Annotated in this window: 26 protein-coding genes; 19 read left to right on the forward strand and 7 right to left on the reverse strand. The window is 38.1% G+C overall.

Annotation, left to right across the window (positions count from 1 at the left end; genetic code table 11):
• The first annotated feature begins 86 nt into the window (after positions 1-86).
• Positions 87-2,123: an Ig-like domain-containing protein gene (locus LPB86_RS16170; RefSeq protein ID WP_230645848.1), complete on the forward strand. Its 2,037-nt coding sequence runs from the start codon at positions 87-89 to the stop codon at positions 2,121-2,123.
• A gap of 14 nt (positions 2,124-2,137) precedes the next feature.
• On the opposite strand, the gene LPB86_RS16175 is transcribed toward LPB86_RS16170, so the two are convergent.
• A complete protein-coding gene (locus tag LPB86_RS16175) occupies positions 2,138-3,106 on the reverse strand; it encodes a M28 family peptidase (protein WP_230645850.1) in 969 nt (322 codons plus the stop codon).
• A gap of 595 nt (positions 3,107-3,701) precedes the next feature.
• Between LPB86_RS16175 and LPB86_RS16180 the strand changes: the two genes are divergently transcribed.
• Positions 3,702-4,343, forward strand: coding sequence for a DUF6266 family protein (locus LPB86_RS16180; protein WP_230645852.1), 642 nt, complete (start codon positions 3,702-3,704; stop codon positions 4,341-4,343).
• 122 nt (positions 4,344-4,465) lie between these two features.
• Here the strand turns inward: LPB86_RS16180 and LPB86_RS16185 are convergent, their stop codons facing one another.
• Together LPB86_RS16185 and LPB86_RS16190 are read right to left on the reverse strand one after the other, a co-directional pair.
• Positions 4,466-4,948 (reverse strand): hypothetical protein, encoded by a 483-nt coding sequence (locus tag LPB86_RS16185; RefSeq protein ID WP_230645854.1) that lies wholly within the window; start codon positions 4,946-4,948, stop codon positions 4,466-4,468.
• A gap of 107 nt (positions 4,949-5,055) precedes the next feature.
• Positions 5,056-5,301: a helix-turn-helix transcriptional regulator gene (locus LPB86_RS16190; RefSeq protein ID WP_230645855.1), complete on the reverse strand. Its 246-nt coding sequence runs from the start codon at positions 5,299-5,301 to the stop codon at positions 5,056-5,058.
• A 96-nt stretch (positions 5,302-5,397) separates the two neighbouring features.
• Between LPB86_RS16190 and LPB86_RS16195 the strand changes: the two genes are divergently transcribed.
• The 10 genes from LPB86_RS16195 to LPB86_RS16240 all read left to right on the forward strand — a co-directional run bounded on the left by LPB86_RS16195 (position 5,398) and on the right by LPB86_RS16240 (position 10,863).
• Positions 5,398-5,703 carry a hypothetical protein gene (locus LPB86_RS16195; protein ID WP_230645857.1) on the forward strand — a complete coding sequence of 102 codons (306 nt, stop codon included), beginning with the start codon at positions 5,398-5,400 and terminating at the stop codon, positions 5,701-5,703.
• Positions 5,700-6,098: a hypothetical protein gene (locus LPB86_RS16200; RefSeq protein WP_230645859.1), complete on the forward strand. Its 399-nt coding sequence runs from the start codon at positions 5,700-5,702 to the stop codon at positions 6,096-6,098. The genes LPB86_RS16195 and LPB86_RS16200 overlap by 4 nt, the downstream gene beginning before the upstream one ends.
• Positions 6,099-6,292: 194 nt before the next feature.
• The gene (locus LPB86_RS16205; RefSeq protein ID WP_230645860.1) at positions 6,293-7,327 is read left to right on the forward strand and encodes an AraC family transcriptional regulator; all 1,035 of its coding nucleotides are present in this window, start codon (positions 6,293-6,295) and stop codon (positions 7,325-7,327) included.
• A gap of 113 nt (positions 7,328-7,440) precedes the next feature.
• Entirely contained in the window at positions 7,441-7,662 is a 222-nt protein-coding gene (locus LPB86_RS16210) for a hypothetical protein (RefSeq protein WP_230645862.1), read from the forward strand.
• 207 nt (positions 7,663-7,869) lie between these two features.
• Positions 7,870-8,517 (forward strand): DUF6266 family protein, encoded by a 648-nt coding sequence (locus LPB86_RS16215; RefSeq protein WP_230645865.1) that lies wholly within the window; start codon positions 7,870-7,872, stop codon positions 8,515-8,517.
• A 69-nt stretch (positions 8,518-8,586) separates the two neighbouring features.
• A complete protein-coding gene (locus tag LPB86_RS16220; protein WP_230645868.1) occupies positions 8,587-8,985 on the forward strand; it encodes a hypothetical protein in 399 nt (132 codons plus the stop codon).
• Positions 8,979-9,404: a peptidoglycan-binding protein gene (locus LPB86_RS16225; RefSeq protein ID WP_230645870.1), complete on the forward strand. Its 426-nt coding sequence runs from the start codon at positions 8,979-8,981 to the stop codon at positions 9,402-9,404. Before LPB86_RS16220 ends, LPB86_RS16225 begins: the two co-directional genes overlap by 7 nt.
• Positions 9,401-9,910 (forward strand): hypothetical protein, encoded by a 510-nt coding sequence (locus tag LPB86_RS16230; protein ID WP_230645872.1) that lies wholly within the window; start codon positions 9,401-9,403, stop codon positions 9,908-9,910. Before LPB86_RS16225 ends, LPB86_RS16230 begins: the two co-directional genes overlap by 4 nt.
• A 14-nt stretch (positions 9,911-9,924) precedes the next feature.
• Positions 9,925-10,335 (forward strand): hypothetical protein, encoded by a 411-nt coding sequence (locus tag LPB86_RS16235; protein ID WP_230645874.1) that lies wholly within the window; start codon positions 9,925-9,927, stop codon positions 10,333-10,335.
• A gap of 105 nt (positions 10,336-10,440) precedes the next feature.
• A complete protein-coding gene (locus LPB86_RS16240) occupies positions 10,441-10,863 on the forward strand; it encodes a hypothetical protein (protein WP_230645876.1) in 423 nt (140 codons plus the stop codon).
• Between the two features lie 234 nt (positions 10,864-11,097).
• On the opposite strand, the gene LPB86_RS16245 is transcribed toward LPB86_RS16240, so the two are convergent.
• Both LPB86_RS16245 and LPB86_RS16250 read right to left on the reverse strand, forming a co-directional pair.
• A complete protein-coding gene (locus tag LPB86_RS16245) occupies positions 11,098-11,634 on the reverse strand; it encodes a hypothetical protein (protein ID WP_230645878.1) in 537 nt (178 codons plus the stop codon).
• A 154-nt stretch (positions 11,635-11,788) separates the two neighbouring features.
• Complete coding sequence (locus LPB86_RS16250; RefSeq protein WP_230645880.1) at positions 11,789-12,247, reverse strand: SRPBCC family protein; 459 nt, start codon at positions 12,245-12,247, stop codon at positions 11,789-11,791.
• 237 nt (positions 12,248-12,484) lie between these two features.
• On the opposite strand from LPB86_RS16250, the gene LPB86_RS16255 reads away from it, so the two are divergent.
• The 3 genes from LPB86_RS16255 to LPB86_RS16265 all read left to right on the forward strand — a co-directional run bounded on the left by LPB86_RS16255 (position 12,485) and on the right by LPB86_RS16265 (position 14,333).
• Positions 12,485-12,655, forward strand: a complete 171-nt coding sequence (locus LPB86_RS16255; RefSeq protein ID WP_230645881.1) for a hypothetical protein — start codon at positions 12,485-12,487, stop codon at positions 12,653-12,655.
• A gap of 105 nt (positions 12,656-12,760) precedes the next feature.
• Complete coding sequence (locus LPB86_RS16260; protein WP_230645883.1) at positions 12,761-13,183, forward strand: hypothetical protein; 423 nt, start codon at positions 12,761-12,763, stop codon at positions 13,181-13,183.
• A gap of 595 nt (positions 13,184-13,778) precedes the next feature.
• Positions 13,779-14,333: a hypothetical protein gene (locus tag LPB86_RS16265; protein ID WP_230645885.1), complete on the forward strand. Its 555-nt coding sequence runs from the start codon at positions 13,779-13,781 to the stop codon at positions 14,331-14,333.
• 13 nt (positions 14,334-14,346) lie between these two features.
• Here LPB86_RS16265 and LPB86_RS20875 read toward each other — a convergent pair whose 3' ends face one another.
• Positions 14,347-14,478, reverse strand: coding sequence for a hypothetical protein (locus LPB86_RS20875; RefSeq protein WP_255695566.1), 132 nt, complete (start codon positions 14,476-14,478; stop codon positions 14,347-14,349).
• Positions 14,479-14,865: 387 nt separating this feature from the next.
• On the opposite strand from LPB86_RS20875, the gene LPB86_RS16270 reads away from it, so the two are divergent.
• Together LPB86_RS16270 and LPB86_RS16275 are read left to right on the forward strand one after the other, a co-directional pair.
• On the forward strand, positions 14,866-16,083 hold the full coding sequence (locus tag LPB86_RS16270) for a DUF2252 domain-containing protein (protein WP_230645887.1): 1,218 nt from the start codon (positions 14,866-14,868) through the stop codon (positions 16,081-16,083).
• A gap of 76 nt (positions 16,084-16,159) precedes the next feature.
• Positions 16,160-17,425 (forward strand): polysaccharide lyase family 1 protein, encoded by a 1,266-nt coding sequence (locus LPB86_RS16275; protein ID WP_230645889.1) that lies wholly within the window; start codon positions 16,160-16,162, stop codon positions 17,423-17,425.
• Between the two features lie 8 nt (positions 17,426-17,433).
• Here the strand turns inward: LPB86_RS16275 and LPB86_RS16280 are convergent, their stop codons facing one another.
• Positions 17,434-18,123, reverse strand: coding sequence for a sigma-70 family RNA polymerase sigma factor (locus LPB86_RS16280; RefSeq protein WP_230645891.1), 690 nt, complete (start codon positions 18,121-18,123; stop codon positions 17,434-17,436).
• Positions 18,124-18,342: 219 nt separating this feature from the next.
• Between LPB86_RS16280 and LPB86_RS16285 the strand changes: the two genes are divergently transcribed.
• Positions 18,343-18,945, forward strand: coding sequence for an RNA polymerase sigma-70 factor (locus LPB86_RS16285; protein WP_230645893.1), 603 nt, complete (start codon positions 18,343-18,345; stop codon positions 18,943-18,945).
• A gap of 67 nt (positions 18,946-19,012) precedes the next feature.
• Positions 19,013-20,212, forward strand: coding sequence for a FecR family protein (locus tag LPB86_RS16290; RefSeq protein WP_230645895.1), 1,200 nt, complete (start codon positions 19,013-19,015; stop codon positions 20,210-20,212).
• The last annotated feature ends 56 nt before the right edge of the window (positions 20,213-20,268 follow it).

The raw sequence follows: 20,268 nt of genomic DNA on the forward strand, positions 1-20,268 counted from the left end.
AAACTTAATAAATCTCCGTAATTGGGTATTGACCACTGTAATACAGTGGAATATGTTTGCAGGATAAATACCACAATACAATAACTATGATTACATTTTACGCAAAAAAAGTACTTGCATTCTCTCTAACTGTGTTTATTATAAGTGCATTGTCATGCTCAAAAGGAGAGTCTGTTGAACCAGAATCAGAAGAAACCGTACAACAAGCAGAGGGTAGCACCACATCATCAGATGTATTGCCAGGTCAGGTGGCGGTATTTTCATTAAGTAACGTATCTGCCGAGAAAGATACTCTAAATGCGGTAGTGAATGGTAAACTGTTTACCCTTTACAAAATAGAAAATAATCAATTTGGAGGGCCAGTTCCGGTTATTCCTTCAGGAAATTATGATGTAACTATACCCTCAATGCGCTTAAAGGCAGCTATTCCTTTGAAAGTGACAGCCTACACGCCTATCTCCAATCCACAAACTGTAATAGAAAGTTTTGAATTGGGCCTTACTAAGAATATAGATAGTCTGCTGAAAATTAACGAGACCAACGCCGGACTTGCAAATGTACAACTTGTGCAAAATCTACAGGCCCAGATAAAAGATTTAATGAAAGACCTTTCGGCAGCACAAAAGTTAGAACTTGCATATGCAATTAAGGCACAGAACCAGCAGAGTGACGGTCTTTATTCCATGCAGAGTGCTAAAAAAGTAATGGCGACAGATGCTGGGGATGAACTTGTTAAAACCTCCCACAAAATGGCCTATGCTGTTATGATCGCGAAAGCAGCTGCGCCTGCGGCAGCCGTTTCCTTATATGCGGTTTATGTAGCTCCAATTCCATTAAAGGGATACGCTGCTGTACTTGCCGCGGTATCTATCACAACTTATGTAATTGCAAGGGAATATGCACTCGTACACAGCGAAAGAGTTGGCAATTTGGAAGGGATTGCAGAAGCTATACTTGAGCGCGAAACTCAGGCAATAGCAATTAATGCCGTATCCTTAAAAAAAGCAATCACATCAATTACGCTCAATGCTACTTCAGATGCCCTAATTTTTGAGCGTGATGCAGTGAAGGATTTTGTTTTACCAGTAACATTCAGAACAATTACCTCTAAGGATGAGAACCATGCTAGTGAGCTGCTAAGAAAGGTGGTAGATGATGATAAAAGAATGCTCGAAAATGATAAAAAGATCAAGACAGAATTTGATCGCGTACTCAGCTATTTTCCAAAAGTAGGTAGCTATAAGCTTTATTCGTTACAGCTGCCTGCCCTAGCTAAAAAAGTCCAAGCAAATGCGTCAGCTGCTAACCTGACCATATCTGGTATGTCCGATCCAGCAATACAATTCTCTGTTGTCAAACATGAAGATAAGCTAAAGATAACAGCAAGCAGCCAAACCATTACCACAAAAAAAGATTTTACTTTTAACGTTACCTACAAACACGACTTATTTAATACTACGCTTACAAAAACTTTTACGGCAACTTTTGATGGAGGAATTTATCCTGAGAGCATGGAAATTGTAAGCGGGAACAACCAGACTGCACAGGAAGGGAAAGCTTTACCAAATCCGCTTTCAGTAAAAGTTAAAGACAAGAATGAAAATCCATTAAGAGGGATCAGTGTAAATTGGAAAGTGAAAAGCGGGGGCGGACAGTTGAGCAGCCAGCAAAGTCAAACAAACGATAATGGTATCGCAAGTATTACGCTCACCAACGGTCAAGGCATTCAACAAGTAGAAGCAAGCGTATCAAAATCTGACCAGACTTTGTTACGTGGAGCTCCTCTTCTTTTTACGGCAACCACAAACTTCCCCAATTATAAGGGAACTGGTCGGGTGTATAGTCCCGCTTATTTTACAGGATACAGTGATTTTCAATTGGAGTTAAAAAACGTAAAATGGACAGTAGGCTCTAGTATAGAAGGCACGCTTGTTGTCACTTCTCAGTTCACCAGTGATTTTCCTGCTACAGGCACGGTGACGGGAAATCAAATGGTACTCAAATGGTCGGCATACACCTTTAATTTAATTTTAAGTTCTGATGGAAGCAAGTACACTGGAACTGGGGTACAGGAAAATCAACCTCAAGTTCACATTGAAAATATTATATTAAACAGGCAATAGCCGTCTATTGTATCTCATCCTTGTGTAGGCGCTAAAGCGCCTATGCTTTCAAATACTTGATCTATAACTTTGGCCATACGTTTAAAATCCAGCGTTTCCATTTTATCCGTAGCCTGGTGGTAGTTTTTATTTCGGTAAAAAGAGGTATCTGTAATCATCAGCGCGTCAAAGCCAAATTGCCAGTAATTTAAATGATCTGAGAAATCTATACCAGCCAATGAAGCCGGACCAGCAAAGGTTTTTACAGGCAGCGCATCTGTAGATTTAAAGCCCTTAGCGAAAGCTTGCACAAAATCTCCGGAGCCGATTTTTTTAACCAGGGTAATGTAATTGCCCACATTTCCATATTTGAGTTTAAGAAGGCCCACAGGATATTGTTGAGAATCCTTGTCATCCCTAAAATATCCAATCATCTCCAGCGAAATCATACCATACACATCAGCCTTGCTGTCTATTAAAAATTTTGCATGGACATAGCTGCCCATGTTTTCGGTTCTAAAATAGGGCGGTTCTTCCAGGGTATAAGCTACAAGATCAATCCTGTAATTTAGTTTTTTTCCTTTCAATAGCCTCGCTAATTCCAAAATACCTGCAACCCCACTGGCATTGTCGTCTGCACCTTCCTGATTGCCACAGACGTCGTAATGCGCGCCAATGATGATGCGTTTGTTGTTCTCAGTACCAAATGAACAAATCACGTTTTTATAGATTTTGCCATCAACTTTATATTCCTGCTCGGTTACCGTATTGGAATAACCCGCAAATACCTTGTTAATATAGGCAGCCGTTTCATTGAGCTGATCGATATTAGAATGATTGCGGAATTTACTGGTTTTTGTTATCGCAGTTAAATGCTGCTTCAGGATAATAGTATCCGACAATGAAGAAGTACCGAGCCCGATGTCATTTGCAGCCGTTAGGAAAGCGAAGCAGGCGAGGCCGGCAGCGAAGAGAGGTAAAAAGATCAGCGAAAATCTGTTCATAGTTTAATGGATTGGTTACTCTAATATAGTGTAAATTCACGACCCAATACCAAGGAATATCAAATAAACCTTTTACATGTGTAAAAGCCGATGATGGAATTATGAATGCGCTTTTTATGTAAGTTTGTGTAACGAAATTTAAAATGAAAAAAGTCTTCGCTTTCATTTTGAATTTGATCTTAGCAATTCCCCTATATTGCTACAGGTTTTCCATGAATTTCGCCATGCTAGACCTACAATCTTTTTGAAATTGCTTTATCAGTGTGGCAATCTTTTCAGGTTCTATCATTTCAGCTTATGAAATTTGAAATAAATAGTTTTTCTTCGGCTGTTTGGTATCCGCTACTTTTATCCTTAAAAGTGATCTCGCATTTATAGAGTGTCATACCCCCTCAACATCAAAATCAATAAAAACTTTGTGAAGTACTTATTTTAATCAATCACACATATATCACACATCAATCGCACATATATCGCACATGTATCGCACAGAATTACTGCGATTGATCTGTGATTGATGTGTCTTTAACCTGTGATTAATTTGTGATTGTATTGGATATGGCTTATATTTGTTTACATCCATAATTCAATAAGCATGGGAGAATTAATTAATGGACCAAATGGTTCCTATAAAGGTAAGGTTGGGGATACTATAGGTTCTTCTAGAAATGGAGTTCCTTATATAAAAGGACGTTATAAAAAACAGGCTGGGCGAGTACCTGCTGGAGAGGCGGCAAATCAAGGTAAGTTTGCGATGGCTCATAAATGGCTTCAGCCCTTACTTTATTTTGTTAAGGAAGGATTTTCTGCTTTTAACAGGAGTTCTGGTGCTTATAATGCTGCGAAATCGGATTTACTTAAAAATGCGTTTGAATTTGTGGGGGATCAGCTAGTGATTAATCCTGCGAAAGCTAATGTAAGTTATGGTACTTTGCCATTATCAGAAAATATGGCCGTTGCGTTGCAGGATCAGAATAAACTTAAATTTACCTGGGATCCTTCCGAAGTGAAAGGCGGAGACAGGGATGACCAAATCATGATGTTGGCTTACAATGTGGTAGATCGGGTACCGGTTTATACCATGTCTGGTATGTTTCGAAAAACTGGAGAAGACCTTTTGCAAATACCAAGCGATAGAGGAGCTACTTATCAAGTTTATGTGGCTTTTATGTCTGTAGATCGTAACAGGCAATCGCAGAGTTTATATTTGGGAGAGGTGACGACTTTGGTCGTGTGATTATTGTCGTCTTTTTAATGTTAATTAGGAGCAAAAAGCAATTTCGGAAAATTATTATATCTGCTTCAGTTACCCTTATCATTCAATAATGCGCTATTTTTTAAAGAAATACTATTGGAAGTTTAGAAGTCTATATCCTCAAAGATCAATAAACCTTCTTTCTTGCCTATTTCTATTTTCCTGTAAATTGGCGAGAATCCTTTGCCACGAGGTTCAAAAAATTCGCTGATAAATTGGCTTTCAGTTTCGTAGTTTTGGGTGAGCTTGACGCCGGTGTAATGATCTGTTTTCGCCATAATATCTTCAGGATGCTCACCTATGTTTTTGAAATTATTTGAACTAGTAATCTTTTTTATCAGCCGTTGCTTATCTTCCAAGGAAATTTTCAAGGTAAATGTATGATAATAGTCTCCAGGAGCTATCATCGATTTATTATTTAATAAATCAAATTCATCATTCAACACCATGCCTTGTTTCGAAAGCAGTTCCCTTGCGTCATTTTTAGAAAACAAATCATCTTCGAAAATCACAAATATTACAAAAATTAATAAAGTAACGGGAACCAACCACACTGTAAATTTTGAAAATTTAGGAAAGCCAAGCATTTTAGGAATTAAGTGACATGCATATATTATGGAACTTAATGCTATTATAACAAGGAGTATTAAGAAGGCATAGTAGAGCATATTTAGGCCGGTATATGTTGAAAAAATTATACTTTATTATCCAGTCCACTAAAATCAAAAAGTTCATCTATAGTTACATTTAGTGCGGCACATAACTGCAATAAAATATACGCAGTTGGATTAGCACCCTCATTTTCGTACCTATTGATAAATTGCCTGTCTTTGCCGTCCAGTAGAGAACCCAGTTTTCCTTGGGTAAAGCCAGCTCTCAATCGTAACTGCTCTATACGTTTTCCTAAATTTATTTTAAATTCTTCTTTGCTTTGAACCACTTTGCAAATTTCTAAGATTAGCAAATTATTGTGTCATCTTATTTGTTTACATCACGTCGTTTCATTATATTTGTTTAAGTATCTAAAGGCAAAGTAATGACTACAACAGAACAATATTTACACACTCGCCCTTGTGGCATTAAATCGGAACTCAAAGCTTATTCTGAAAACGTCCTGACGGAATTTTTTAATGATTATGATCTTGAAGAATGCCATAATTTTCTATGGAAACTTCTAAAGCCCTCTTTCACCGGTACAAATTCAAATCTAAATAATGATGACAGGTGTTCCTTAGTCAGCTTTTACGAGAGGTTTCATGAACTATTGATTGCTACTGCAATTTTATATAATGAAAGAGAAATTAATAAGTGTACATTAGAAAAAGGAAAATACAACCTATGATATTAAGCCTGGCACAAGACAAAGTTTTTAATACCCTGGTCTATTTTAAAATGCGAGTAGAGAGGTTATCATTGAATAAAGCTGCTGCATTACTACACAAGGCAAACTTAATAGCTGTTAAAGAAACAGGGGTGCCCATTACCTGGTTAAATTATAACTGCCTTAAAACGGAAAACATGCCTAATGATGCCCTCGCATTCAACGATGATCAATTTTCAGATTATGAAATGGAAGTATTGGATTTAACAATCAATAAACACATGGATGTTGTAGATCCGCCTAATGTAGAAAATTGTAATTTAGATAATGGGCTTGAATTTGCTGATTTATTGGATACTGAATGTAAAAAGCTGGCTTTTAAAGTTGCCTATGAGTCTTATTTAATGCTCTGCTGATTATTTTGGGTAAACAATTGGCATTGTTCTCTGCTTAAAGCAGATGTTTGTTTATTTTTTTGCATTCGTGTACGAATATTTGATAACAATTCGTTAACCTTATAATAATATAGGTTTTGACGGGCGTATTTTACGTGAAAGTGAAGTTGGAATAGTGTGTGGTAAGGTCTTGCCTCTATTTTAACCTATTATTCATGAGAGAACCATTTAAATTTGAGCTGCTCCCCAATGTATTAAAATCTGTTGAAGAATTAGACTGTCTCCCAGAAAATTACAAATATAAAATTGACTACGCCACAGTAAAGACCATACAATATAGGCACTGGACTTGGGTGAGGCAAGTTTACAGTGCACGTGACGATTATTACGCAGAATTTGTCAGCTTTGAGGTTAGGCGTCCTGTTCCGGCCAGCATACGTGTGGATGTTCCTTCATTTGTTTTTCTTGTGGTCTTTGAAGGAGAACTTTCCATTTCTGATCCACTTACGACCGAAACTTTTGTGTTGCAAACCAATCACTGTATGGTGAAGCATTTCCTCCCTGGTAACTATGTAATTAGTGCTTCTGATCAATTGACGGTATTTTATTATTTCGTTTTATCTGATGAATTTTTAATTGATCATGTAAATCAGTACCCAAAGATGGCGAATACCATTAGGATGCTAAACCAGCCAAATGCCAGCTATGAATATTTTGGAACGTATAAATTGAGTACTACCAAAAATACATTGCTCAAAAAAATACTGAACTATAAAAAAGAATATAAATTTGAATTGCGTGCCGAATTGGGTGTATTAATGAATAAGGTATTACGTGGTTTTGATAAAAGGATAAAACCGCTGGCTATTCGTAATGCAGACCTTTCTAATAGCGAAATTGTATCAGCCATTAAGGCTTACATAGATGACAATACGGGTGCAGGGGAGCGTTTTACTGTTGAAACTATGGCATTTAAATTTAACAGGCATGCGAAAACAGTAAGCCGGTCTTTTTTAATGGAATTTGGTTTCACTTTAGGAGATTACATTCAACATGTTGGAATGAAAAAGGCGCATAACCTTTGCATAGACGGCTTTACTTTTCAGGATGTCTCTGAGGCTTTAGGTTATTCTTGTATCTCTGCATTTACACGGGCCTTTAAACTGCATTTTAGCTACACGCCATCTAAAGCTAAACTATATAGCTATGATGGTTTGCCTGTTAACGCTTTATCCTGTCTAAAAAGTTAATCCTATTTTGTCCTTAAATGTTATAGGAATGTTTCTTTCCAGGATATATCTTTGAAATAACGACTTATTAATCTGGTTCTAACTTTCAAGATTTTTAAGAGCAGCTACAAAGAGTGGCTAAAAGAAAGGAGGTATTTTTTATAGACAGACTAGAGATTACATTTCTGCAGGTTTCCAAACTGATGAAATGTGGTGAACGCAATGCACACAGATTACTGGCCAAGGTGAGGAAACACTTTGGAAAATCGCAAAGGCAACTTGTAACGCCGAGAGAATTTTGTGAGGTTACCGGATCTGAACTGGAAGTTGTATTGTATTTACTAAATAAACAATAGACAATTAACGCTCTCAATTTGAAATCCTGATTTTTTACTGACGATAAGTGACAGTATCTGAAAACAAGTGACATTAAATGATACAATGTGTTGATTATTAGTTTTTTATTGATTAGTCTGATACTTTTGTTTCAACATTAAGCCAATCGATACAATGGCATAAGGCTTAATGAAGTAACATATTTATAAACACTTAATCTTTAAAAAATGGGAAAGTACATTAAAGGGATCCTGGGCTCATTCTCAGGAAAAATAGGAACAGTAATTGGTGCCAGCTGGCGGGGAATAGACTACATGAGAAGTCTTTCTAAAAAAAGGACAAGTCCGTTTAACCAGGCCGAACTGGCGATCCAGTCAAGGTTTAAAATTATGACTACCTTTTTGAGGTCTATTGCTGATTTGATTAGCAAGGGCTTTCAAAATGTAGCGGATCAGACACCGATGAACAAGGCGGTTTCGGTAAATTTAAAAAATGCAGTTACTGGAGTTGCTCCTGATTTTACGGTAGATTACGCTAAGCTAAAATTTAGCCAGGGAACCTTGATGACTGCGGGTGCGAACCTGGTAGTAACCGCAATTGCGGGTAAAAAGGTAAAATTTACCTGGCCAGATGCACTTAAAGTTAAAGGTTCTTCTGATCCTACAGACAAGTTCATCTTACTGTTATACAGTGCCACCAAAGATGCCTTTGTAAGACTGTATGATGGGGGCTTACGTGAAGACCTGGATTGCGAAATGATAGTGCCATCTAGTTTTGTAGGAAATTTGGTACATACCTACATCATTTTTGAAACTGCCGATGGCAAAAAAGTGAGCGATACCCAATATGGGGGAGCGGTGACTATTGTAGCCTAAAAATAACAGTCGGCTGATCTGCCATTTCAGCCGGCTGATTTTAAAAACGTTAAAAAAAAAGGAAAAATTATGAAAAGTTTAAGTTTAAAAAGGCCGGGTTTGATAGCCGAATTAAAGAGGGTATTGGCTGGCGCAGATCGTTTATCGGCAATGTGGATGTTGCCTGGAGTGGCACTCTGCTTCTGGCTCATCCTGAGAAATTGGATGTTGGTAGAAAACCCTAACGCACTTGTAGGAGAAATGGATAGCTGGTTGTATGTCCTGCAAGGTTTAATTGTGTTTTTAGTTGTAGTGCCGCTATCATGGTGGTTATTACAGCGGTTTTGGACGGAGTTGAAGCTCCCTTCTGTAGATAGTTTAACGGTTAATTTTAATGAAATGGAACTATGGCAAAAGCTTGGATTTTATTTTGCCTCATTTGCTGTGCTTTTGCTTTCAGCAGTTGGGTGCCTCATCGCAATGTGCTAGATATAATTCCCCTTGCTACCGGAGAAATTGGTGTACGCGAGTTAACAGGTAATAATGACGGCAAAAGGGTAGAGGAATATTTGCGCTGTGTGGGTTTAAAGAAGGGAAATCCCTGGTGTGCCGCATGGATCAGTTTTGTTTTTATGAAAGCGGGTTATACCTTGCCGAGGACAGGCTGGTCGCCAGCGCTTTTCCGCAAAGGTAAGCTAACTAGGGAGCCTAAAAGAGGAGTGGTTTTTGGGCTTTATTTTCCCGATAAAAAACGTATCGCACACTGCGGGATCCTGGAACGTGTGCATGGCAGTCACCTGTATACAATTGAAGGAAATACGGACGCGAGCGGTAGCAACGAAGGAGATGGGGTTTACAGGCGGCTGAGAAATTTAAAGCATGTCCGTCATTTTGCTGAATGGAGATGAGGAAGCAATTGTGGATGGGCTGTTTACTGCTCCTGGTCCTTATGTTAGGACAGCAAGCCTGTAAGCTCTTGAAAAATGTGAACACTGAAACGGAAAAGCAAGCACAAAGTTCCAGGTCAACGAATAGTATGCAGCTGAAACAGAGAAATGCACTAAGCACAGATCAGCATTTTTTAGAATGGAAACTGGATAGTTCAAGTACCAGTGCTGTAGTGCAGATTTGGCCGAAGGGCAAGTTTAAGTTTAGCCAGGAAGATGGTTTTGAAGGTGAAGCGGAACGGCTAGTCTTGACTACCCATTCTGAAAAGTCTGAGCGTGGCTTGAAAGTTAAAGATAGCTTAACTAAGATTGAAAATCAATTGGACCTGGAAACTTTACAGCGGGAAGTTAAAAAACAGGAGCAGACTAAAATTGCCAAAACGGAAACACCTGCGTTTTGGCTGATCATAGGCGTAGCAGCCATGGTTATTGCAGGTGTATTTATTTATAAACTTTTAAAACCTTAAAAAATATGAAAAGAATGAAATTATTACCCCCTGGCTTGAAATTAAGACTCATGTTAAACACTAAAGGAAAAGCGTATTTTACCTTAAAAGGAACGAAATTTCTTAGGATCAATGGAATTAAAGAATCAGAAAATCTTTGGGGCTATTTGTATGCTTCGCTACTTGTTCTTAAGGGTAAGGAAGGGGCTGTACTTAGTTTTTATTTGGATTCATGGGGGCCTAATACATGGTTTCTTGAATTGGCAACCGACAAAAAGACCTTTGCATTTAAGCTATCTCACGTGAGTGGACCTGTTGTAGAAGGTGGTTCGGATATTTTTAAACAGGTATTTGTATGGGAGGGTACCTGCCTGCAATATATAAAAGCCGTTGAGGATATGCTGGCTGCATATAAGGCGGATCCGAAAAGGGTTGCTTTGCAATAGTAGCTTCCAACCGCAGACCCTATATTGAACCACAGGGAGAGATCTAATTACAGCATTAATCTCTCCTTTTAAATTTTTTGATATTTAACTCTAAACTTCAATAAGATGAACCTTAAAAAACTTTTTAAATTAAAACAAGCCCCGGTATTTGCTTTAGCTTGTTATGAGAACAAACGCAGTGGCTTCTGCTTTCAATTCATTAAAGAACGCGAAAAGTTGACCGTAAAAAGCATACTGATGCCAGAGCAACTGATGCTTGATATTTGGGTGAAAACCCATGCTTTGCGCAGCAGGAAAGATGAGTTGTGGTTGGTAGACTTTAAAACCAGAACCGGGCAAGCCTGGCAAATTGAATTGCAGAAAACTTCATGCGAATTTAGTATACGGGTCTTTGCCACCAGTCTGGATGATAAGAACAAAATGTTTTGCGTGTTTAGCTGGGAAGGTTGCCTGGCAGATTTTCTATTTGCCTTGCTGGATCTTGCTGACGCTATTTCGAGTCGGAAAGAAAAGTTTAGCGAATATTAGGAAACTGCATAATGGGGAACTTAATGAGTAAATATCTAGGAGTTATCTGCGCATAGGCTATAGCTATTATAATATATTCAAATGCGTTCAATTAAGAAGCTATCGAAATGCATTATTTTTTTGCTCAAACAAAACCCTGGATCAATAATCTGGGGTTTCTTTTTATTTGACGAAAATTAATATGAGACAGTTAATGTTTGAAAATCCTTACCGTGATAAAAAGTTACTAATGCTTTAGTTTAGGTGGATTGCTGGCATTTCGTAGGTATCCATAACACCATCAATAAATAACCGATCTATATGCTGAATTAATTTTTCGAAATTTGATTCATTTAAATGTAATACAGAATGATATATGACTTCTGATAAGTTATTCTCATTATAGGATTCCACTGCAAACTTCACGTAGTTTTGATTTTTTTCAGTTATCTTCTCGTAAACCAACACCGAAATCTTTTTGTTTATGGCAAGGGTTTGGAAAGTAGTAGTAAATAGACCGTAATGCTGTTGGTAACTCAAAGATTTAGTATTTATTATGATTCGCTCTTCACCAAATAAATTCCACAAGGTGTACTTAATAACGAAAAACTCCACTACAATGAAGGCCAGCATTGCAATGGGAATCTGGCCAATAGCGAATATGGTAATGATGCCCAGCACGAAAAGATTAAGGAATAAAAGGACGAATTTAGCTGCTACACTTGCTTTTATAATGGAAGTGGCATAAACACAAATGCCGTCGTAGCGTAAGATAAGATCGTTTTTAGACATCTTCAAATGTAATAAAATCTCCCGTATTTGATCAATAAATATAGGGTTATACAGCCCTCACTTGGTAAAGTGACTGGCCAAAAGTTCCTAATTAGACAAAAGCCGTGTGATGTTAAGAATTGGTCGTTGAAAAGATGAAAGAACCTTAGAGGGCTTAAAAGAAATAAGTACTGATTTCTTTTTCCAACTTATCCATATTCTCCTCATTTTTATCCTCTACAAAAGGCCTTATCTTATTGCATTCTTTCTTGGTATCAAAAATTTGCCTGAAAATGACTTTAGTTGAGTCGGTATTTATTTCTTCAAAAGTTACCACTACCCGAAAGAGCGGTTGTGAATAGCGTTTCCATGCAATCAGTGAAGGGATTTCAATAGCTGTAAATTCACAAGAATTGATGTAGTTTCCTTTTTCCGGTCCATGCATCGTAAAATCCCATTTTCCTCCTTCCCTGAAATCAAACTCATGAAATGTATTTGTAAAACCGTAAGGACCCCACCAGTTTTTTAAATGTTCTGGATCTGACCACGCTTTAAATACAACTGCTCTTGGAGTATTGATGATCCTTATGGTTACGATTTCGCAATCTGGATTCGTTAATTTTGGTGATTTCATGATATATTGGTGACCATTGTTTTCATATTCAGGTTGATAAAGTTATTTCAACTACGCTTAAAAACAAAATTTTAAAAAATAAAAGGAGAGATCTATCCTATAGAATCTCTCCTTATTGCGTTTAAAACTGCTTGTACCTTACATAATTTTTAATTTTCTAGTAATTTGGAATCGCATATACACCAAACGCACTTGCCCCACTTGTAAGTTCCCACTAGTCCTTTAATCACTAATGTAATGCATTTAAACCGGGAGGAAGCGATACTAACTGTACCTGTTGTAGAAGGTGGTTCGGATATTTTTAAACAGGTATTTGTATGGGAGGGTACCTGCCTGCAATATATAAAAGCCGTTGAAGATATGCTGGCTGCATACAAGGCAGATCCAAAAAGGGTTGCTTTGCAATAGTAGCTTCCAACCGCAGACCCTATATTGAACCACAGGGAGAGATCTAATTACGGCATTAATCTCTCCTTTTAAATTTTTTGATATTTAACTCTAAACTTCAATAAGATGAACCTTAAAAAACTTTTTAAATTAAAACAAGCCCCGGTATTTGCTTTAGCTTGTTATGAGAACAAACGCAGTGGCTTCTGCTTTCAATTCATTAAAGAACGCGAAAAGTTGACCGTAAAAAGCATACTGATGCCAGAGCAACTGATGCTTGATATTTGGGTGAAAACCCATGCTTTGCGCAGCAGGAAAGATGAGTTGTGGTTGGTAGACTTTAAAACCAGAACCCGGCAAGCCTGGCAAATTGAATTGCAGAAAACTTCATGCGAATTTAGTATACGGGTCTTTGCCACCAGTCTGGATGATAAGAACAAAATGTTTTGCGTGTTTAGCTGGGAAGGTTGCCTGGCAGATTTTCTATTTGCCTTGCTGGATCTTGCTGACGCTATTTCGAGTCGGAAAGAAAAGTTTAGCGAATATTAGGAAACTGCATAATGGGGAACTTAATGAGTATATATCTAAGAGTTATCTGCGCATAGGCAATAGCTATTATAATATTCTCAAATGCGTTCAATTAAGAAGCTATCGAAATGCGTTATTTTTTTGCTCAAACAAAACCCTGGATCAATAATCTGGGGTTTCTTTTTTATTTGACGAAAATTGATAAGTGACAGTTAATGTTTGAAAATCCTTACCGTGATAAAAAGTTACTAATACTTTAGTTTAGGTGCATTGCTGGCATTCTTATGATCTATCTATGTATAAATTTTTAGAATTTAATTTACTATCTTTAGAAAAATTAACGACTTACACGCTATCACTTAAATGAAAAAACCATTAACTATTTTTCGCTACATATATTTATGTATATTATTAATTGCTAGCCATTCATGCAGCAAAAGCGATTATCAATTAGAAAATCAAAAAAAGTCCTTTGAGTAAAATTAGATCATAGCTATTTTAGAGGTGTTTGGTGGGGCTATTAACTTGTTTGTCAACGGCCAAACAATGAATGAATATCTTCCAATAACTCTCATTGGTGGTTGTAATGTAGCTTATATAAATTGTCCATAATAAGATGAGATTAAATAAATTAATGAAAATATTATTTGTGAGTATTAGCGTAATTTGGTTAACGGTTGGTTTTGCACATGCTCAAACTAATTCAGAAGATGCCTTCACGTACAAAACGCAGCCACTTCCAGCAAAAATAATGCAAATCAACTATCAGGATTTAAATGCTTTTGGCGATTATTTTGATCATATTCCTGCGAAAGTGGATTCAGTTTCAAGACTTTATCGGAGTGATAACGTTTTGATTAGTCTTTTTGAAGAGAAAGTAACAGTTAACGTCTTACGTAAATCTTTAGATCAAGTTAAAAAAAACATTATATACACGTTAAATAAGCGACCGACAGTAACTTTATACGGTTCCAAAATTATCGTTATTAACAATGTAAGATATTTAATTGTTAGCTACAAAGACGAAAGCGATGAATTCTTAATTTACAAGTCTGATCTGAACAAATCGTTTGTAAGAGTAGGTGGACAAGTTGAATTTAAAGAAAATGATAGAAGCAAAGCGGAATTACTATTAAGAGAATTTTTAAGTAATGGAAAATTCACCGAATAGATCCGCTTCATTTTTACTCATACATTAAAAAACTGCAGATTCCCGTCCCGTCAACAGCGATAAGGGAACGGCCCAGGTACTTCCATTTCTCCACTACTTTCTTCTCCATTAATCGTTTAACCAGTATGGCTTTGAGCTTTTCCAACTCCCGGGGTATCCATCAGGGGGATGCGGATGCCGAAAAGGCGGAGATAGTTTTATTCAAATATGGCATTCACGCCAAGGTCGGCCTGGTTGCGGGAGCCACGTTGAAGGACAAACATATTCAAACAGGCCATGATTAATTCAACTAACTGATAACTTTTGCGTTTGCGGTGATCAGGGACGATGCCCAGCGGAGCTTCAAAGTCCGGGTAATGTCGGAAATTTCCAAATATCACTGACTGTCAGTATATTTTTTTAATTTGAAAAGGTGGAACATCCCTTGAAAATCCCCGCTCTTTTTAAAATAAAAAATGAACTTATAATATCGATGCTATAGGGGTCCAAACATTTAACAAGAGGCCGTGTTATACACTGCAAATTATATTTTATGTCTAAAATTATAGCTCAACTTAAGTCTTTCAACGCCAATAGGTTACCAGAAATGGTGAAGCTTAAGTATGAAGCGATGGCAGAAAATGCTTTTCGGTTCTTTCGCGGCACCTGTCATATTTTTTATGCCAGGTTGAGCAAATTAAAGATTCCCAAATCGCCATCTGTATGGATCTGTGGCGATTTACATTTGGAAAACTTTGGGAGTTATAAGGCAGATAATAAATTGGTTTATTTTGACCTGAATGACTTTGATGAGGCCGCGCTTGCGCCCGCGCTTTGGGAAGTGTTGCGCCTATTGGCTAGTATTTTTATTGCTTTTGATTCGCTGGGTATTGGTGATGAACAGGCGATGAATATGGCCCTGCTTTTTATAAAAAGTTATAGCAGCACACTCAAAGAAGGGAAAGCCATTAACATTGACCCCAGAACGGCAAAAGGAATTCTCAAAGATTTTTTAAAAAATGCAGAAGAAAGTACTTATGCTCAGATCCTTCATAAACGCACTGCGATAGCTGAAGATAAGGTGTCACTTTCCCTGCAGCATGAGAAGCATTTTAAATTGGATAAGGCTTTAAAAAAGGAATTGAAAGCCCATATGGAAGAATGGATTAAAACCAGCAGCGACGGGCCATATAATTATAAGGTGAAAGATGTAGTATTTAGGCTTGCCGGTACGGGTAGTGTGGGGGTAAAACGTTACCTGTTTTTGTTGAAAAGTACAAATACAAAAGGAAAGTTTTTATTGGTGGAAATGAAGCAATGCTTACCATCTTCTTTGGCACCTTACCATAAAATAGAACAGCCAAATTGGGAAACGGAGGCGGATAGGGTGATTAGTACTCAAAAACGTATGCAGCATATGTCGGCAGCTTTGCTTTCTGCTACTGTATTTAGAGCGGAAGCTTTTTTAATACAGGAACTGCAACCCGTTAAAGATACCCTGGTTTTTAAAATGATCAGTGATAATTACCGGGACATCTATCAGGTAATTCATGATATGGGTGTACTAACCGCCTCGGCGCAATTACGGAGCGGGGGAATAAGCGGCTCGGCAACGATAGATGAGCTCATGAAATTTGGACAATCGCAATCACATTGGCAAGATAAAACATTAGAGACAGCCAGGCAGTTGGCAGATCAGACCAATCAAGATTATCAGGAATTTTTATCGGCGAGAGATGCCCAAAGTTCTGGCATTTTTGATGTGGGTTAAATGGTCATTCTCTTTTTTACAACTCTTGTGATCCTGAATTTCTATATTTACCAATTGTAATTATAATGACGTTATTATGAAGTTATCTTTTTGGGGCCTATATGTGCTGTTTTTACTGAACTTAAGTGCTTTTAAAGCGAATGGCCAATCGATTGAAAAGCCTGTTGCCTTTTCGGGTGCAGAGGGTTTTGGTAAATATGCTACTGGTGGACGTGGCGGAGAAACAGTTGCGGTAACAAACTTAAACGATAATGGGGAAGGAAGTTTTAGGGCTGCTTTACTAAAATATCCTTCTTCGCCTTTAACTGTTATTTTTAAAGTTGAGGGAACTATTGAACTCAAAAGCAACATCAAGATCAGCAGGCCTAACCTGACTATAGACGGTCAAACTGCTCCTGGAAACGGAATTTGTTTGAAAAATAAATCATTGATTATCAATGGTGCAAGTGGCGGACGTTTGGGCAACCACGGAAACATCATTATCCGTTACCTGCGTTCGAGGCCCGGAGGTACGCTGTCGTCTGGTTTGTATGGCATAGACCTTGAAAATACGCATGATGTAATGATTGATCATTGCTCTTTTAGCTGGGCTAACGAAGAATGCGCTGCCATGTACGACGTTAAAAATATCACGATGCAGTGGTGTATCATTAGCGAAGGCCTTTATCAGGCAGGGCATGCTAAAGGAAAACGGTCTTATGGAGGCGTATGGGGTGGTCAGAAGGCCAGCTATCACCATAACCTTATTGCCAATCAAAACAGCAGAACGGTTCGTTTTAATGGTGCAAGGGCACACGATACCCTGGCCGTAGTAGATTATAGAAACAATGTGATCTTTAACTGGGGATCTGCAAATGCTTGTTACGGTGGCGAAGTAGAGATTAATGGCGGTCGCTCCGAAGTCAACATCGTTAATAATTATTATATCCCGGGCCCTGCTACGGCAAAGGAATGGAAGTTTGTAAAAGCAAACTATACCGAGAAGAAAGCCAAAGGAGTTGGACATTGGTACCTGGAGGGCAATGTGATGAAAGGGGATGCTGCATTGAGCAGAAAGAATATAAAAGGCCTTGACCTTACCGAAATTCCGGATGGGCTAAGGGATAGCGTGGTGTTTACAAAACCTTTTGTCATTGAAGCTGCTTATGCTTTAAAAGACCAATCTGCAGAGGAAGCGCTTAAATTGGTGATGTTGAATGTTGGTGCTATACTGCCCAAAAGAGATGCTGTAGACGAGCGCATCATTGATTATTTAAAGGGCAAGGGTAAATTTGGTCTAGGAAGTTTTGCTAAACCTGGAATTATAGATAGCCCCGAGGCAGTAGGAGGATGGCCATTTTAATCCTAAGCCTACCTGCGATGGTTAAATGACTTCCGTAAGGTGATGATGGCATTACGAAGATGCGTTTTAATGGTACCCAGCGGTATATTAAGCGCTTCGGCTGCTTCTGTATGGGTAAAACCACCAAAATAGATGAGATCTATAATTTCTTTTTGATGGGCAGGCAGTTGTTGTGTGAGCTGTTTTATACCAATGGTTTCTATATTAAAGTGAATACGGTGCAGCTGGTTTACTGATGAAATGACATCTTCTAGTACATCATTTTTGATGGTGTTACTTTCTGTCTTACTTCTGAGGTTATCAATAGATTTATTTCTTGCTATTTTAGCCATCCAGGTAAATAACCTGCCCTTTTCGGGATCATATTCTTTAATGCATTTAAATATTTTGACAAAAGTTTCTTGCTGCACATCTTCTGCTGCTTCAACTGACTTTACTATTCTGGAAATGATGCCGAACAGGGCTGCTGAATAATTTTTGTACAGCAATGCATAGGCTTTTCTATCGCCAGCTCTTAATGCTTTTACAAGTTCAGCCTCTGGCGCCAGTTCCGGGCTTTTGATTTGGGCAGGAAGTTGCTCCAGGTATTGTTCCTTATCGAAAACAGGTAATAAGCCCTGCAAAAATGATAAAATAGAGGTATTATTAAGCTGATTACTTAATGGTAATGTGTAAGAGGTAACTAATTTTGTGTTCACAGTAGTTGCATTTGGTAAATGTATCCAGGCAAATACAATTGCTATACCAATTTTGGGAGAATGGTATATATACTGCCGCAAATATTCTTTTCAGGATTAATTAATGCTCATTATCTCTAGGGTTGCGGGTTTAAAAGATGTTGATCTTTGATTTATGCGATTGGTTTGTGTGTTGATTTTGAAAAATATTCAGATATTGTGCCCTAAAGGGTGAATGGTATGGAGCCAGGTATAAAAAAAGATGAATTTTATTGGCTGGAGTTATTCAAAAGGAGAGAAGAAAATGCCCTTGCTTATTTTTTTGACCTTCATTATAAATCCCTTTGCTATTTCTCCAATAGGTTGATTTTGGATGAAGCAGAGGCGGAGGATATTGTTGCAGATAGTTTTATCAGGTTATGGAAGGGCGACCAGGATAATTATACCGCGCAAAGTATAAAAGCCTTCTTATACATCAGCTGTCGCAATGCTTGTTTCAATTACCTGAAAAGAATTAAGGTTAAGACTGTGGCGCAGGAGATTTACCACAATCAACTGGAGATGGAAGACCGGACCATCCTCAATAAAATTATTAAAGCAGAGGTGCTGGAAATGCTGGTTCAGGAAATAGAGCTGCTGCCCGAAAAATGCCGGGAGGTATTTAAACTCTTGTATTTTGAGGATAAAAAAACGGATGAAATAGCTTTGCAATTAGGTATTTCGGCAAAAACGGTGCGTAACCATAAGGCGAAAGCCATAGCCTTAATTAAGGTTTCTATTCTTAAAAAAGGCATTACAGACGCATTTTACCTGGCATGCTTAATTATTTTGAAGAAATATTGATTTTTTTCTCATTTGGAATGGGCATTTTCAGAACTGGATTGTATCTATATTAAACGAACCTGCTATTATGCTTGAAAACGAGTTTCACATTTCAGAACTTATAGGCGAAAGGCTGAAGGGAAACCTTAATGCTGAACAAGAAGCGGAGCTTAATGCCTGGATAGAATTGAATGAAGAAAACAGGCTGCTTCTTGAAGAGTTGGAAGGAACTAAAATAAGTGAAGAAATTTTACATTTTGTGGCTGTAGATAAAGCTTCTATATGGGATAAAACGATTAAAGGCATACAAAATGAAGATAGAAAAAAGCCGGTACTGAGCTTATGGACAAGATGGAGTATTGCCGCTACGCTGTTTTTAATAGCAGGCATGAGCTTGTTTTTTTACATTAACAACCGGGATGCCGGATTAAACCAAAAGCAGGAAGAGGTTTATGAGAATGATATCTTAGCCGGACGAAATGGAGCAACCTTAACGTTGGCTGATGGACGAAAGTTGCAACTTGCCACTGCGGCCCAGGGTCAACTGGCAAACGAGGCGGGTATAAAGATTAGCAAGACTGCAGATGGAAAAATAGTTTATGAACTTAGTTCGTTGACTGCCCAAAACCCTAAAGGCCGTTATTCGGGAACTGAGCCCAGTTACAATACGCTTGCTACCAATAAAGGCGAACAATATCAGGTGGTTTTGCCAGATAAATCTATAGTGTGGTTAAATGCGGCTTCTGCACTCAGGTTTCCTGCATCTTTTGTGGGTATGAAGAATAGGATAGTTTTGTTAGAAGGTGAAGCTTATTTTGAAATTGCCAAAGATAAAAGGCATCCTTTTATGGTTAAGGTAGCTAGACAGGAAATTACAGTTTTGGGTACCCACTTTAACATAACGGCCTATAAAGATGATGCGGATATCAAAACAACTTTGCTGGAAGGAAGTATACAGATGAACAATGATCTGGTGATGAAGCCCAGCGAACAATATGTGAGCAACGACCAGCGTACGGAACTGAAAAACGTAGACGTGATGGAAGTCATTGCCTGGAAACAAGGTGATTTTATTTTTAGAAACCAGGAGCTGACAGCCTCTATGAAGCAGATTGCCAGATGGTATAATGTGGAAGTGATTTATGAACCCGGTGCGCCAAAAAAACTAAAGTTAGGTGGTTCTATATCACGGTCAAATCCACTTTCTGTAGTGCTTAGGACTATGGAACGAACAGGGAAAGTTAAATTTAAACTAGAAGGAAGGAGGGTCATCGTTTCGAAAGTATAACTACTAAAAATCGGGGCCTTTAAAGGTAAGTCGGAGGTGCGTCAACACCCCCAACT

The organism is Pedobacter sp. MC2016-14, assembly GCF_020991475.1.
In the GTDB taxonomy this organism is placed as follows: domain Bacteria; phylum Bacteroidota; class Bacteroidia; order Sphingobacteriales; family Sphingobacteriaceae; genus Pedobacter.